This window comes from Gluconobacter albidus (genome assembly GCF_002005485.1).
Classification (GTDB): domain Bacteria; phylum Pseudomonadota; class Alphaproteobacteria; order Acetobacterales; family Acetobacteraceae; genus Gluconobacter; species Gluconobacter albidus.
In genome coordinates, this window is record NZ_CP014689.1 from 3,054,487 (window position 1) to 3,068,621 (window position 14,135).

13 protein-coding genes are annotated in these 14,135 nt (G+C 64.1%); 7 read left to right on the plus strand and 6 right to left on the minus strand.

The genetic code is table 11. From position 1 onward, the window contains the following. Positions 1–9 precede the first annotated feature (9 nt). Genes plsY through gltX form a run of 4 tightly spaced genes read right to left on the minus strand, consistent with a single transcriptional unit; the run spans position 10 to position 4,274 of the window. Positions 10–642 (minus strand): glycerol-3-phosphate 1-O-acyltransferase PlsY, encoded by a 633-nt coding sequence (gene plsY / locus A0U94_RS14030; RefSeq protein ID WP_077803725.1) that lies wholly within the window; start codon positions 640–642, stop codon positions 10–12. Further along, the gene (locus tag A0U94_RS14035; protein ID WP_077803726.1) at positions 639–1,925 is read right to left on the minus strand and encodes a dihydroorotase; all 1,287 of its coding nucleotides are present in this window, start codon (positions 1,923–1,925) and stop codon (positions 639–641) included. The genes plsY and A0U94_RS14035 overlap by 4 nt, the downstream gene beginning before the upstream one ends. Beyond that, positions 1,922–2,863 carry an aspartate carbamoyltransferase catalytic subunit gene (locus A0U94_RS14040; RefSeq protein ID WP_077803727.1) on the minus strand — a complete coding sequence of 314 codons (942 nt, stop codon included), beginning with the start codon at positions 2,861–2,863 and terminating at the stop codon, positions 1,922–1,924. Before A0U94_RS14040 ends, A0U94_RS14035 begins: the two co-directional genes overlap by 4 nt. Beyond that, entirely contained in the window at positions 2,856–4,274 is a 1,419-nt protein-coding gene (gltX, locus tag A0U94_RS14045; RefSeq protein ID WP_077803728.1) for a glutamate--tRNA ligase, read from the minus strand. The genes A0U94_RS14040 and gltX overlap by 8 nt, the downstream gene beginning before the upstream one ends. A gap of 178 nt (positions 4,275–4,452) precedes the next feature. Between gltX and A0U94_RS14050 the strand changes: the two genes are divergently transcribed. From A0U94_RS14050 to A0U94_RS16270, 5 genes are all read left to right on the plus strand, one after another. Beyond that, the gene (locus A0U94_RS14050) at positions 4,453–5,040 is read left to right on the plus strand and encodes a cupin (protein WP_077804010.1); all 588 of its coding nucleotides are present in this window, start codon (positions 4,453–4,455) and stop codon (positions 5,038–5,040) included. Continuing rightward, positions 5,037–5,762, plus strand: a complete 726-nt coding sequence (locus A0U94_RS14055) for an NADPH-dependent F420 reductase (RefSeq protein ID WP_062108366.1) — start codon at positions 5,037–5,039, stop codon at positions 5,760–5,762. The genes A0U94_RS14050 and A0U94_RS14055 overlap by 4 nt, the downstream gene beginning before the upstream one ends. A 72-nt stretch (positions 5,763–5,834) precedes the next feature. Beyond that, positions 5,835–8,033, plus strand: coding sequence for a ComEC/Rec2 family competence protein (locus A0U94_RS14060; protein ID WP_244178025.1), 2,199 nt, complete (start codon positions 5,835–5,837; stop codon positions 8,031–8,033). A gap of 65 nt (positions 8,034–8,098) precedes the next feature. After that, entirely contained in the window at positions 8,099–8,467 is a 369-nt protein-coding gene (locus tag A0U94_RS14065) for a hypothetical protein (RefSeq protein ID WP_077803729.1), read from the plus strand. A gap of 13 nt (positions 8,468–8,480) precedes the next feature. Continuing rightward, positions 8,481–8,609 (plus strand): hypothetical protein, encoded by a 129-nt coding sequence (locus tag A0U94_RS16270; protein WP_276329210.1) that lies wholly within the window; start codon positions 8,481–8,483, stop codon positions 8,607–8,609. A gap of 24 nt (positions 8,610–8,633) precedes the next feature. On the opposite strand, the gene nth is transcribed toward A0U94_RS16270, so the two are convergent. Then, the gene (gene nth, locus A0U94_RS14070; protein WP_208611654.1) at positions 8,634–9,332 is read right to left on the minus strand and encodes an endonuclease III; all 699 of its coding nucleotides are present in this window, start codon (positions 9,330–9,332) and stop codon (positions 8,634–8,636) included. A 198-nt stretch (positions 9,333–9,530) separates the two neighbouring features. Here nth and A0U94_RS14075 point away from each other — a divergent pair, with 198 nt between their 5' ends. Together A0U94_RS14075 and A0U94_RS14080 are read left to right on the plus strand one after the other, a co-directional pair. Next, positions 9,531–11,348: an ABC transporter ATP-binding protein gene (locus tag A0U94_RS14075; protein WP_077804013.1), complete on the plus strand. Its 1,818-nt coding sequence runs from the start codon at positions 9,531–9,533 to the stop codon at positions 11,346–11,348. 133 nt (positions 11,349–11,481) lie between these two features. Next, a complete protein-coding gene (locus tag A0U94_RS14080; protein ID WP_062030756.1) occupies positions 11,482–12,861 on the plus strand; it encodes an amidohydrolase family protein in 1,380 nt (459 codons plus the stop codon). Here the strand turns inward: A0U94_RS14080 and A0U94_RS14085 are convergent, their stop codons facing one another. After that, positions 12,862–14,085 (minus strand): cation:proton antiporter, encoded by a 1,224-nt coding sequence (locus A0U94_RS14085; RefSeq protein ID WP_062030758.1) that lies wholly within the window; start codon positions 14,083–14,085, stop codon positions 12,862–12,864. Between the last annotated feature and the right edge of the window lie 50 nt (positions 14,086–14,135).

The window sequence follows — 14,135 nt, forward strand, 5'->3', positions numbered from 1 at the left end:
CTTAAAATCTTAGGAACGGGGCGCTTGGTCCACGTTCACGCGCGGCTCTTGGCCCGTTAGAAGGCGCGCAATATTGCTCCAGTGCCGGGCCCAGATCAGCAGCGAGACGAGCAGCGTCGCCACAGGAATGGGGGAGTGCAGCGTGCGTCCGGACAGCAGCACCATCAGCACCGGCGCGAGCAGAAACGCCGCCAGAGCGCCAGCTGAGGAAATCCGGCTCAGGCGTGCGACCAGCAGCCAGACCACACAGCAGCCCAGCCCGACCGGCCAGGACAGGACCCAGATCGTTCCGAGCCCTGTCGCGACGCCTTTGCCGCCCCTGAAGCCGAGCCAGACCGGAAAACAGTGCCCGAGGACGACGGCGACGGTTGCCACGGCCATGGTCATCTCGCCTGCGCCGGGGAAGAAAAACCGTGCGATCAGGACCGCCGCAGCTCCCTTGAGCGCATCCAGCAGCAGCGTGGCCGCAGCCAGACCGCGTCGTCCCGTGCGCAGGACGTTGGTTGCGCCGATATTGCCCGAACCGATCTTGCGGATGTCCCCGCCGCCAGAAAGCGCCGTCAGCAGCAGCCCGAACGGGATGCTTCCGATGACGTAGGACACGAGAAACAGCAGGATGAGCTGTGCCTGAAAACCGCTCACGACCGTGCCTCCGCCAGTCCATCAGCGGTGAAGACTTCCACGCCCCGCTTGAACGTCCGCAGGACACGGCCTTTCAGATTCCGGCCGTCAAACGGTGTGTTCTGTGCGCGTCCCGGCAGTTCTCCGGCGACCACTGTCCATGATCCTTCCGGATCGAACAGGCACAGATCGGCATCGCTCCCGATGGCCAACGTTCCGGCATCAAGGCCCAGCAGGGCAGCCGGAGCGGACGTCACCAGCCGCAACGCATCCACAAGCGGCAGTCCCGGGCCCAGTGTTACACCCAGCAGCGTGACCAGTCCGGTGCCCCCGGCGCGGGCCTGTGCAAAAGGAAGCCGCTTGTCATCCGCATCCGCCGGAGCATGGTCCGAGGCTACGGCGTCAATCGTTCCATCCGCCAGCGCGGCACAGACGGCCTGCCGGTCGGCGTCGTTGCGCAGGGGGGGCGAGAGTTTCGCGTAGGTGCGGAAGTCGCCGATATCGTCTTCGGTCATGGCAAAATAGGGCGGCGCCGTATCGCAGGTCACGCGTACGCCCCGGCTCTTGGCCGCACGGATCAGGTCCAATCCCTCTGCCGTCGAGACATGCGCGAAATGCAGCCGCGCCCTGGTCATGGCCGCCAGACGCAGATCGCGGGCGATCATGATGGCCTCGGCTTCGGCCGGAACCTGCGGCAGACCCATTCGCACCGCGCGGGCTCCGGCCGTGGCACACGCGCCTTTGGCCAGAGACGGATCTTCCGGATGCTGCACCACGATGGCGTCGAGAAAGCGCGAATAGGACAGCAGGTTGCGCATCTGCTTGGCGTCTGAAATCGCGCGGGTTCCGTCCGTGAACGCCACGGCTCCGGCGTTACGCAACAGCCCGAGTTCGGCCATTTCGCCGCCCTCGCAGCCGCGCGTCAGCGCGCCGTAAGGGTGGATCGAGACCATACCCGTCTCTTCACCCCGGACCCGCAGCAGATGCACGAGGGCCGGATTGTCGATCGGTGGCGAGGTGTTGGGCAGGACCGCCATGGTGGTAATGCCACCCGCGACCGCAGCCCGCGCCCCGGAAGACACGCTCTCGCGGTATTCCGACCCCGGCTCCCCGAGTGCGACGCGCATGTCCACCAGACCGGGACACAGCACGGCTCCGGCGCCATCAATGACCCGCGCGCCTTCGGGAACCGACCCGTCTTCGCAGGCGACGATCTTCCCCTGGCGCACCACAAGCCGTCCGGTCTCATCGCGACCAGACGCCGGGTCGATCAGGCGGACATTTTCAAAAACGATATCACTCATACCGGCATCCGTGCCCGGGACAGACGGTCCAGAACCGCCATCCGCACAGCCACGCCCATCTCAACCTGTTCGGAAATCACGCTCTGATCCGAATCCGCCACGTCCGAGGCGATTTCGACGCCACGGTTCATCGGCCCCGGATGCATGACGAGCGCGCCGGGATTGGCCAGCGCCAGACGGCGTCGGTCCAGCCCGAAGAAATGGAAATATTCCCGCGCACTCGGCACCAGACCCGCCCCCATGCGCTCTTTCTGCAGGCGCAGGGACATGACGACATCCGCGCCGGCCAGCGCCTTGTCCATGTCGGAATACAGCGCGACATTGCCGAGCCCGGCCATAGCCCCCGGAAGCAGCGTCGGGGGTCCGACCAGCCGCACCCGGTTTCCGAATGCCGTCAGCAGATGGATGTTGGAGCGTGCCACCCGGCTGTGCCCGACATCCCCGCAGATGGCGACCGTAAGGCCCTCAAGGCGGCCGAAATGCCGGCGGATGGTCAGCGCATCCAGTAGCGCCTGTGTCGGATGTTCATGCGTGCCGTCGCCCGCATTGACGACGCTGGCTTCGACTTTCTGCGACAGCAGGGCCGGGGCGCCGGACTGCGCGTGACGGATGACCAGCAGGTCACAGCGCATGGCGTTCAGCGTTGCCGCAGTATCCAGCAGCGTCTCGCCCTTGTTCACCGAACTTGTGGCGACGGACATGTTGATGACGTCCGCCCCAAGCCGCTTGCCCGCGAGTTCGAAACTCGTGCGGGTGCGGGTGCTGTCTTCGTAGAACAGGTTGATGACCGTCCGCCCCCGCAGCGCATCACGCGGCGCGGAGCGCGAACGGCTCAGCAGCGCATAGCTCTCCGCCAGATCGAGGAACGGCACGAGCTGTTCGGCAGACAGCCCCTCGATTCCCAGGAGATGCCGGGGGACGGAGGGCCGCTCAGCCATCGGTGGACGCGGAGGCGAGAACGGCTGCGATGCGGGCCAGAACCTCGTCCTGTCCCAGCGCCGCGAGCGTCAGGTCAATACCCGGAGATGTCGTGGAGCCGGTCATGGCCGCGCGCAGCGGCTGGGCCACGGAGCCGAGCTTGATCTCATGTTTTTCAGCATAGGCGCGCAGCGTTGCATCGACGGTTTCGGGCGTGAAGTCCGAAAGCGCGGCCAGATCCCTGCCGACGCCCTGCAGAACCGTGCGCCCATCCTCGCCCAGCAGCTTCTCGGCCTTGGGCGTGAAGGTCAGGGGCAGCGTGAAGCCTGCGAAAGCGGCGTTGTCCGCCAGTTCCACGAGCGTTTTTGCGCGCTCCTTGAGGCCTGGCATCATTGCAAGAATGCGTGCGCGGGTGCGCTCATCGGTGACAACGCCGTCGCGGCCCTGCAGGCGCTGCATGACGTCATCCGTCAGGCGCGCATCATCGGCAACACGCATCCAGATCCCGTTCAGATGCGCCAGCTTGACGTAATCCATCCGGGACGGGGAGCGGCCAACGCCATCCAGATCGAACAGCTTGATCTGTTCCTCGCGGGACAGGACTTCGGCATCGCCATGACCCCAGCCCAGACGCAGCAGGTAGTTGCACAGGGCTTCCGGCAGATAGCCTTCCTCGCGGAAGTCCACGACCGACTGTGCGCCATGTCGCTTGGACAGCTTGGCGCCGTCCGGCCCGTGGATCAGCGGCAGATGCGCGAAATGTGGCAGGTTCCAGCCCATGGCGCGATAGATCATGGCCTGACGGAACGTGTTCGTCAGATGATCGTCACCGCGCATGACATGGGTGATGTCCATATCGTGATCGTCGACGACCACGGCATGCAGATAGGTCGGCGTACCGTCCGAACGCAGCAGGATCAGGTCGTCCATTTCGGAATTTGCAACCCGGACTTCGCCCTGCACCAGATCCTTGATGATCGTCTCGCCGTCACGCGGGGCCTTCAGGCGCACGACATAGGGTGCACCGGCGGGCGCTTCGGACGGATCGCGGTCCCGCCATGTGCCGTCATAACGGGGCGGGCGCTTCTCGGCCATGGCCTTCTCACGCATGGCGGTCAGTTCTTCGGGGGTGCAGAAGCACTTGTAGGCCTGACCTTTTTCCAGAAGCTCAAGTGCCACTTCCGTATGGCGGTCCTGCCGGGCGGACTGGAAAACCGGTTCCGCATCCGCCTCGATTCCCATCCAGGCCAGGCCGTCAAAGATCACGTCCACGGCTTTTTGAGTAGAGCGTTCCTTGTCGGTGTCCTCGATCCTCAGGAGGAATTCGCCGCCGTGATGACGGGCAAAGAGGAAATTGAACAGGGCGGCGCGGGCGTTGCCGACATGCAGCAGACCCGTCGGGGAGGGGGCAAATCGCGTACGGATGGTCATGCCGCCGTCATATCACGCTCTGACCCGCGCTTCCATCCGCCAGCACGAGCGGGTCTGCGGCGTTTCGTCACGCACCATCGCTTTACAAAAAGCTAAGGTTCTTCAAGCGCGTGTGATTTCCAGCCGCCTCCCGAAGCGGCTTATTGTGACGTTCAATAGTCCGGGTGGTGCCTTTCCAATGAACAGACGAGATTTCAATGCCCTGCTGGCAGGGCTGGGTCTGACCTTCGGAGAAGGGAAGATCCGTCACGCCAGTGCCACGACCTCCCGTGTGGATGTCTTTACGCTGCGCGCCAATAACTGGGTTCCGAACAATCCGGAGTTGCCTGTCATCGTCTATCGCAATGCGCTCGAAGCCGGGCCGGATCGCGAGGCGGTGTATGAAGACCTGTTCAGCCGGAACGGCTGGCCGCCGCAGTGGCGCAACGGTGTCTATCCGTTTCATCATTATCACAGCCTTGGCCATGAAGTTCTGGGCTTTTCCAACGGTTCCGCGCGCCTGATGCTGGGAGGGCCGAATGCCCGGACGGTCGAGGTGCGCGGTGGCGACATCGCCGTGCTTCCGGCCGGAACGGGGCACTGCAATCTCGGATCGGACACGGAGTTCACCGTCATCGGCGCCTATCCGCCCAACCAGTCTTTCGACATCCTCCGCGCCGCCCCCACGGCGGAGCAGAGTGCCCGTATTCACGGCCTGCCCTTCCCGAAAACCGATCCGGTTCAGGGCGCAGCAGGTGTTCTCGCACGGGAGTGGCACCCATCATGACGGGTTTTCCTCTCAGGCGCCGTCCTTTCCTTGCAGCGCTCGCGGGGCTGGCCACGGTCAGCAGCGCCAGTGCGGTCGAGGCAACGAGCCAGAAAATGCGGATCGGCATTATCGGCACAGGTCATGTCGGCACAACGCTGGCTGAACTCTGGGTCCATGCGGGTTATCCCGTCATGGTGTCGTCGCGTTCCCTGAGCGAGGCGCAGTCTCTGGCCACGTCGCTGGGCCCGCTCGCCACGGCCGGAACCCCGGCGCAGGCGGCGGCTTATGGCGATGTGGTGGTCCTCGCCGTCCCCTATGGCGCCATTCCGCAGCTTGGTCCACAGCTTAGCCGGACACTGCTGGACAAGGTTCTGCTCGATCCGTCCAATCCCTATCCCTGGCGGGATGGGGCGATTGCGGACACGGCGCAGCGGGACGGGGCAGGGGTGACGACACAGCGTTATTTCCCTTCGGCGCATGTGGTGCGGGCGTTCAACTCCATCGACATGACCACGCTGCGTTCGGAGGCGCATCGCGCTTCGCCGCTTCTGGCGGTTCCGGTGGCGGGGGATGATGCGCAGGCCGTGTCGCAGGTGACGACGCTGGTGAAGGCGGCCGGATTCGATCCTGTCGTGACCGGCAATCTTGCAACCGCAAGGCTGTTTCAGCCGGGAAGTACGGGGTTTGAACTGGAGCGGGATGCTACCGGTCTGAAACAGGCGCTGCACCTTCCGCAGTAGATTGGGCCGCAGGAGGCGCTGACCTTAATCGGGGAGGCGCGTCCTGCGGAAAAATCCGTTACGGTTCTGTTTGTGAAGACAGAACCCCTTTCCGTCCCGGACCTCGATCCGCGCGAACTTCTGGTGCGCGAGGAACGCCTGGATTCCTTGCGGCCGCCGCCTGCCGTGATCCGGTCTGTTCTGGATCAGGGGCGGCAGATGATCTGCTGGCTCCCGGTCGCTGTCGGGCTTGGGGGCGTGACCTACCTTGCCCTGCCGTTCGAGCCTTCCATCCTGTCCGTCATGCTTGTCACCCTCCTGTTTAGCCTGACGGGAACCGGGTGCCTGTGGTGGGGCTGGCAGCGGCTTTTTCCGCGCCTTCTGGGATTTGCGCTTCTGGCCGTCGTGACCGGTTTTGGCGATCTGGCGTTACAGGCCCGGATGCAGCCGCCTATGCCGGTTCTGCCGACCCATGCCACCGTTCTGACCGGTCGTGTTCAGTCTCTGGAAATTCTGCCGCCCCGCAATGACGATGAGGATGACGGCCATCGTGTTACTCTGGCCGATGCCGTGTTCGAGACGCCCGTGGATGCCGGAATGGCGCCGCTGCGCCGCATGTTGCATATCCGTCTGCGCGACGATGACGACCTGTTGCCGGAGCCGGGAAGCACGATCAGCCTGCGCGCGATGCTGCGACCGCCGCCCCCGCCGTCATGGCCGGGCGGCCGGGATCTTCAGCGGGAGGCATGGTTTTCGGGACTGGCGGGAAGCGGGTACGCGCTGGGGCCGGCCAGTCTTACAGGCGCTCCTTCCCGGCCTTCGCGGATCGAAACCCTGCGCGAAACCGTCGCTTTCCGCACGGCGGCCGTGCTGTCCGACCAGACCGCCGCCATTGCCGCTACGCTTCTGGCGGGTGAGGCCGGGGGCATCGACCAGCAGACGCGCGAGGCGTTTTCTGCATCCGGGCTGGCGCACCTTCTTGCCGTTGCGGGGCTGCATCTGGGGCTGGTGATGGCCGCCGTCATTGTGACGTTGCGCTGCGGTCTGGCGTCTATCGAATATATTGCCCTGCGCTGGCCCTGCCGGCAGATCGCAGCCGTTTCCGGACTGCTGGCCGGAGCGGGGTATGTGCTGCTGACGGGCGCGCATCTGCCCAGCCTGCGGGCGCTGGGGATGGCAAGCCTCGTGACGCTGGCCATCGTGACCGGGCGGCGCGTCCTGTCCATGCGGTCTCTGTCCATCGTGGCGCTGCTGATCCTGCTGGTCTCGCCGGTTTCGGTTGTTGATGTGTCGTTCCAGATGTCGTTCGCCGCCGTGATGGGGCTGATTACGGGGTATGGCGTGCTGCGCGAGCCGCTCATGCGGCTGCGCGGGGAGGGGGACTGGTACAGGGTTGTGGCGTCCTATGGCGCGGCCCTGACGCTGACGAGCCTTCTCGCCGGGCTGGCGACCCTGCCGGTCAGCATGGCGCATTTTGGCGCGCTTCAGCCATGGTTCGTGCTGGCCAATCTTGTGGCCGTGCCGCTGGCGGCTGTCTGGATCATGCCGGTCGGGCTTCTGGCGCTTGTCGCCATGCCGTTTCATGCCGAAGCGCCGTTTCTGAAACTCATGGGTGTGGGCATCCGCATCGTGCAGGTGCTGGCGGAGCGGGTGGCGGCGTTTCCGATGGCGCATCAGCCTGTTCCGGCCATGCCGGGCTGGGGGCTGCTGCTCGTGATGCTTGGGCTGTGTTTTCTGTGCCTGTGGAAAGGCCGGGTCTGCCTGGCCGGTCTTCTACCGGTGGCGATCGGGGTGGCGTCGATCTGGCTGGCGCCGAAGCCCGATATTTTCGTCTCGGCGGATGCGGGGCTGATGGCGGTGCGCCGTCCGGACGTCCTGCTGGTTGGTCCGCATTCCGGTCTGGAACGCCGCACGCTGGAAGACTGGCAGCGGGCCCTTGCGCTTCCGGTGGCGCCCCTGCCGCCGGACTGTCTGGCTGGTTTATGCCGGATCAGCGTCGGGGTGCAGACTGTCCTGCTGCGTCCCCGCGACTCATCGGATGGCGCCATTCTTCCGGACGCGCGGCAATGCGACGGGGTGAGCCTGTTCATCAGCGCGTCTCCCGCCCGCAAAGGCTGCGCGGATGTGCCGTCCATCGACCGGTTTTCGGTCTGGCGCGACGGGGCTTACACTGTGTTCGGCGGGCGTGCCCTCACGATTGTTTCGGACCGGAGCTGGCGGGGGAGCCGGCTCTGGGTTCCGCCCGTGGGCTGGCACGGCATGCCCAATCTGCCATTAGCCCCATCCGAATAGGGCGTGTCTCAACGTTTTGGAAAGCAATCGCCCTGTAGGATCGTCGCACAAGGAGATCCGTTATCGTGGCGCAAAAAACCGCAGGGGCCATTCTGTTTGGCCTGTCACTGACAGCCGCCGGGCCGCTCCATGCCGCGCCCGTTGCGGTTTGGGAGGGCCTGACGCTGGGCATGAGCGTCCCGGAAGCGCAGATCAGCCATCCACAACTGATGGCGCTGCCCTCTCCGGTGCCGCGCCCCGGTTTTGCGCGCTACGTCATGCAGGGGCCGTTCATCGGCTCCTGTCTCTCGACGGTGGATGTGAATTTTCTGGGCGGGCGTCTGGCATCTGTCGAAGTTCATGCCCTGACGGACACGGATTCCGGTGATGTCCGTATCTGTGCCGAGGAATGGGGCCGTGCCATCCGTCAGAAATACGGTCAGCCCCTAGTTTGATGTGCGCGCGCCGATGACGGAAAACATCACCTGGAATGCAAACGGCTTTTCCGTGACGACCCATATGCGCGTCCTCAACAGCATCGTGCTCTATTCCGTCTCCTATCAGGCCCCGCGCCGCACAGCCGCCCAGATTTTCTGAAGTCCAGATTTTCTGAAGGGGTGTCTAGCGCGCGGCGGCTTTCCGGGGCGCGGGTGCCGCCATGCGTTTGTCCGGATACAGGCACCATGTCGTGGCCGGGCAGCGCCAGCATTCGGGCGCGCGGGCCTTGCAGACATAGCGCCCGTGCAGGATCAGCCAGTGATGCGCCGGGCGGAGCATGTCTTTCGGGATGCGGGCGACCAGCCCGTCCTCGACCTGTCGCACGGTCTTGCCGGGGGCCAGGCCGGTACGGTTGCCGATGCGGAAGATGTGGGTATCGACTGCCATCGTATCCGCGCCGAATGCGACATTCATCACGACATTCGCCGTCTTGCGCCCGACACCGGCCAGCGCTTCGAGCGAGGCCCGGTCGGATGGTACCTGTCCGTCGTGACGCTCCAGCAACTGATGGCAGAGCAGGTCCACGTTATGCGCTTTCGCCCGCCACAGGCCGATGGTGCGGATGTGCCGCGCAATGCCCTCTTCGCCGATGGCCGCCATGGAGGCCGGGTCGGGGGCTTCCTCGAACAGGCCTTTCGTCGCCTTGTTGACGGATTTGTCCGTCGCCTGTGCCGACAGCACGACGCTTACCAGAAGTTCGAACGGATTGCGGAACACCAGTTCGCTTTCCGCATCCGGATTGGCTTCGGCAAGCGCTGTGATGAAGGCTTTTGCGGCCGCCTTGCTCATGGCCCGCTTCGCGGTTGCGGGGGCATCGGTCATGACGGGCACTCCAGTAGGGTGTGTTGCCGGAGGTGTGTTGCGTCTGGTCCGGACACACAGCAAGATACGGCAAAGTTCTGAAAATTCCATGCCATCACACCCCATGTCATTACACCGTGGCCTGTTCTGCATGACCTTGCAGACCGGCAGACGGCGGAGCACCCTGTGTCTGATACCGTTTCCGATACCTCTTTTCCCATGAGCCGCCAGCAGCAGGAGGGCCGCAAGCAGGAGGTGTCCTTCACGGACGTCCTGTCTTTCGTCTGCAGCCGCTGGTGTGACCATCCTCTCCTGCTGGCGAAGACTCTTGGTGGCGTTGCCCTCGCCACGCTGGCCGATGTCTGCACGCCCATTCTCGCGGGGCGTCTGGTGGAGGATATTTCCCGCCATGCCGCCGGTCCCGCTGTAGAGAAAACCTCGGAACTGCTGCATCTGCGCGACGATGCGGGGTTGATGGTCGCGGGGCTGATCGTCCTCGGGCTGGTCGGGCTGTTCGGACGGCGCTCCTCCTTCATCGGGATTTCGTATCTCACGCTCGCCATCATGCACCGCGTCGCCAATCAGGCGTTCGATCGGGTGCAGCGCTTCTCGACGGACTGGCATGCCAACAACTTCGCCGGCTCGACCGTCCGCAAGCTGACGCGCGGCATGTGGGCCATTGATACGCTGGACGACACGCTCCTGCTTCTGATCGCGCCGGAAGTGCTGGTTCTGGGCGGGACGACGGCGGTTCTTATGGTTCGCTCGCCGCTGATGGGGTCGGTTCTGGCGGTTTCGGTGGTGCTGTTCGCCACGCTCTCCATCCTTCTGACCCTGCGCTATGTCGCGCCGACCGCCCGTGCGTCCAATGAATGGGACACGAAAATGGGTGCGGCCATGGCGGATGCCGTGACCTGCAATCCGGTCGTCAAGGCATTCGGTGCGGAAAACCGCGAGGACGACCGGCTCGACAGCATCATCCGTGGCTGGCGTCAGCGCACTCTGAAAACCTGGGTACGCGGCACCAACAGCGCCAATCTTCAGGCGCTGGCCTCGCTCGCCATGCGGATGCTGCTGATCGGGCTGGCCGTCTGGCTGTGGTGGGACGGCAAGGCCGGTCCGGGTGACGTGGCCTATGTGCTGACGATGATGTTCCTCGTGCAGGGGTATCTGCGCGATCTGGGACAGCAGGTCAGTCAGGTGCAGCGTTCGGTCAATGAGATGGAGGAACTCGTGGCGATTTTCCGTCGCGATCCCGCCATTCAGGACGCAAACGATGCGCAGACGGCCCGTTTCACAACAGGGGCCATTCACTTCGAGCATGTAGACTTCCAGTATCCGGGGCAGGTCAAACCGCTTTACAACGACCTGAGCATCGACATCGCGCCGGGGTCCCGCGTGGCGCTTGTCGGGCCGAGCGGCTCGGGCAAGACGACCCTGACCAAGCTGCTCCAGCGCCTTTATGACGTGAACGGCGGCCGGATCGTGGTGGACGGGCAGGATATCGCCCATGTCACGCAGGAGTCCCTGCGCGCGCATATCGCTATCGTTCCGCAGGAACCGGTGCTGTTTCATCGCACACTTGCGGAAAACATCGCTTATGCGCGCCCCGATGCGAGCCGTGCCGAGATCGAAGACGCCGCCCGTCTGGCCAATGCGGCGCCGTTCATCGAGCGGTTGCCCGAGAGGTACGAAACCATGGTTGGAGAGCGTGGCGTGAAGCTCTCGGGTGGCGAGCGCCAGCGTGTTGCCATCGCCCGCGCCTTTCTGGCCGATGCGCCCATCCTGATTTTCGACGAAGCGACGTCCAGCCTCGATTCCGAGTCCGAATCCCTTGTGCAGGACGCGATGCGTCGCCTGATGCAGAACCGGACCGTCATTGTCGTGGCGCATCGTCTCTCGACCGTCATGGAACTGGATCGCATCCTCGTGTTCAGTCAGGGCGCGCTGAAAGAAGACGGAACGCACGCCGAACTGATTACGCGCGAGGGCGGGATCTACCGCCGCCTGTTCGAGCTTCAGTCGCTGGAGGGCTGAGGCTGGAAGGAAAGGGTCTGCTTTTCGGCATCTTTCCCGGTCTGAAGGCGTTTCGTCCTTCATGGACGTTTCCGCCCGGACCACAGGATGCCCGATAAAGAAGCTCGGCGGGAGCTATACAGGAGACCGCCGCATGACCATCCGTTCCGCCTTCACTGCCCTGCTGCTCGCAACGCCTGCCGTTTTCAGTATCGGACATGCGCTGGCCGAACCGGTCGCGTTCGACCACGCGCGGCTGATTGACGGAACCGGGGCCTCGGCGCAGCCGGATGCCACGGTGGTCATCGACAATGGTGTGATTCTTTCGGTCGGCATCCCGGCTCCCGCCGATGCGCGGCATGTGGACCTGACGGGCAAGACGCTGATGCCCGCTCTCATCAGCGATCACAGTCATGTCGGCCTCGTGAAGGGCACGGGGGCCAGCCGCGATAACTATACCCGCGCCAATATTCTCGCCGCGATGAAGCAGTATTCCGATTATGGCGTCCTGACCGTCACGGCGCTGGGTCTGAACCGTTCTCCGCTGTTCGATACGCTGCGTCAGGAACAGCATGAGGGCCGCAATCCGGGGGCGGATCTCTATGGCGTGGATCAGGGGATTGGTGCGCCGGATGGTGTGCCACCGGCCGCCATGGTCAAGGGCGTTGGTCCCGATCAGGTCTTCCGTCCGACCACGCCGGAAGAGGCGCGCAAGGACGTGGACCAGATGATTGCGGAACACACGGATCTGGTGAAGCTCTGGGTAGACGACTTCCGCAATGACGTCCCGGACGGCAAGACCTATCCCATGCTGCCGCCCGCCATCTATGAGGCCGTCATCGACGAGGCGCACCAGCACGACACGCGGGTTGCGGTCCATATCCACGATCTTGCCGTCGCCAAGGCCATCGTGGCGGCAAAAGCCGATATTCTCGCGCATGGCGTGCGGGACCAGCCGGTGGATCATGATCTGATCGCGGCGATGCTCCGTCAGGGCACATGGTATATTGCGACGCTGGATCTGGACGAGGCGAATTATCTCTATGCCGAGCAGCCGGAGCTGCTCTCCAATCCGTTCGTTCTGGCGGGCATGGACCCGGCCCTGCGCCGCCAGTTTACGGATCCGAAATGGCGCGCGGAGACACTGGCCAAGCCTCTGACCAAGGCCTCGCATTATGCGCTGTCGGTGAATCAGAAGAACCTCGCCGTTCTGTATCGGGCGGGGGTGAAGGTTGGTTTCGGTACGGATTCCGGGGCCGCACCGACCCGTATTCCCGGCTTTGCCGAGCATCGTGAGCTGTATCTGACGGTGCAGGCCGGGCTGTCCCCCGTGCAGGCCATCAGTCTGGCTACGGGCAATGCCGCGGCCCTGCTGCATCTGTCAGACCGGGGTGTGATTGCGCCCGGCCGCCGGGCGGATCTGCTGATCGTGGATGGCAATGCGGATGAAAACATCGCCGCCGTGGACCAGATTGATCAGGTCTGGCAGCGGGGCGCGCTTGTCAGCCACGGCCCCGTGCGTTCGAAGGACTGATTATACTACGGTCTCGGGGCGTGAACGTCCCGAGACGAGCCGGAACATGGGCCCGGTCAGCGTCGTGGAAATCACGGCCAGAACCATCAGCGAGGCGAAGGCAAATTCCGAAATCATGCCATGCGCATGCAGAATGGTTGCCGCCACGATTTCCATCAGCCCCTTGCACTGCAACAGGGAGCCGATACCCAGTGCCTGACGGTGTGTCAGGCCCGGAGCCGGCGGGAAAATCCATACGGCAAGGATTTTCGTGACGATCGCAATGACGACCAGCAGCAGGGATGCCAGAACGGACGGCCAGGTCAGCGCATCGCCGTCGATCCGCAATCCGCTATGGCCAAAGAACATCGGGGCCAGCCAGATCAGCGAGAACGTCCCCACAGCTTCGACCGGCAGGCGACGGACCCAGCGCGGTGGCATGAGCGCACCTGCGAAATAGGCACCGATCAGCTCGTGCAGCCCCAGTTCGTGGCTCGCCCAGGACCCGGCGGCCAGATAGGCCGGAACAGCGGCCCAGATCACCCAGATCGGCGGGTTTTTCAGGTTTCGCGTGGCCCAGCTGCTCAGGAGCGCCATGCCGACGAGAAGCAGGACGGCCAGCCCTTCAAATCCGGTCCAGCCATGCAGCGCATCCGATCCGCGTGCCGCGAACTGGAGGATGGCCAGCCCGATCCAGAGGGCCGCATCGTCCACGACCGCGAGTTTGAGGGCAAGCTGTCCGACGGGGCGGTACACAGGCTCCAGTTCGCGCACGATGCCGATCAGAACCGGCAGCGCACTGACGGAAATGCACAGCCCGATCGACATGGCACCGATCCAGCCATCCCCGTGCGGGGCCTGCCAGCCGTGCAAAGGCAGGAAGAACAGCTTGACCAGAATGGTGCCGATGACGAACGGAACGCCCAGCGCCACGAGTGCTCCGCCCAGCAGGCGACCCAGCGTCGGGGAGGGGAGGTTTTCGGCTTCGGGAGAATGGGTCGGGTTCTGCCACATTTCCAGCCCGGCAGTGAACGCCAGAACCAGAACGGCCAGCCAGCCGATATAATCGCCGTAAAGCGAGGGAATACCGACTTTTGACGCTGGAAAATGCAGGACCGCCAGAAGAATGCCGACCAGAATGGGCAGGATGGCAATCGGAATGGAGCGTCTGAGCAGCTGCCACAGTCCCCACGGAACGAGGACAAATATAAATGCATCCGCCAACAGTGCTGTCACATTCCCCATGACGATCCCTTTTTTGTTTCAGGTCCGTTCAGGGTAACATGGATCAAAAA

Excerpts from the sequence above, each read along its gene's own strand:
- A0U94_RS14035 (WP_077803726.1), bottom strand. The coding sequence starts at position 1,925 with ATGAGTGATATCGTTTTTGAAAATGTCCGCCTGATCGACCCGGCGTCT.
- A0U94_RS14040 (WP_077803727.1), bottom strand. The coding sequence starts at position 2,863 with ATGGCTGAGCGGCCCTCCGTCCCCCGGCATCTCCTGGGAATCGAGGGG.
- gltX (WP_077803728.1), bottom strand. The coding sequence starts at position 4,274 with ATGACCATCCGTACGCGATTTGCCCCCTCCCCGACGGGTCTGCTGCAT.
- A0U94_RS14050 (WP_077804010.1), top strand. The coding sequence starts at position 4,453 with ATGAACAGACGAGATTTCAATGCCCTGCTGGCAGGGCTGGGTCTGACC.
- A0U94_RS14055 (WP_062108366.1), top strand. The coding sequence starts at position 5,037 with ATGACGGGTTTTCCTCTCAGGCGCCGTCCTTTCCTTGCAGCGCTCGCG.
- A0U94_RS16270 (WP_276329210.1), top strand. The coding sequence starts at position 8,481 with ATGACGGAAAACATCACCTGGAATGCAAACGGCTTTTCCGTGACGACC.
- nth (WP_208611654.1), bottom strand. The coding sequence starts at position 9,332 with ATGACCGATGCCCCCGCAACCGCGAAGCGGGCCATGAGCAAGGCGGCC.
- A0U94_RS14075 (WP_077804013.1), top strand. The coding sequence starts at position 9,531 with ATGAGCCGCCAGCAGCAGGAGGGCCGCAAGCAGGAGGTGTCCTTCACG.
- A0U94_RS14080 (WP_062030756.1), top strand. The coding sequence starts at position 11,482 with ATGACCATCCGTTCCGCCTTCACTGCCCTGCTGCTCGCAACGCCTGCC.
- A0U94_RS14085 (WP_062030758.1), bottom strand. The coding sequence starts at position 14,085 with ATGGGGAATGTGACAGCACTGTTGGCGGATGCATTTATATTTGTCCTC.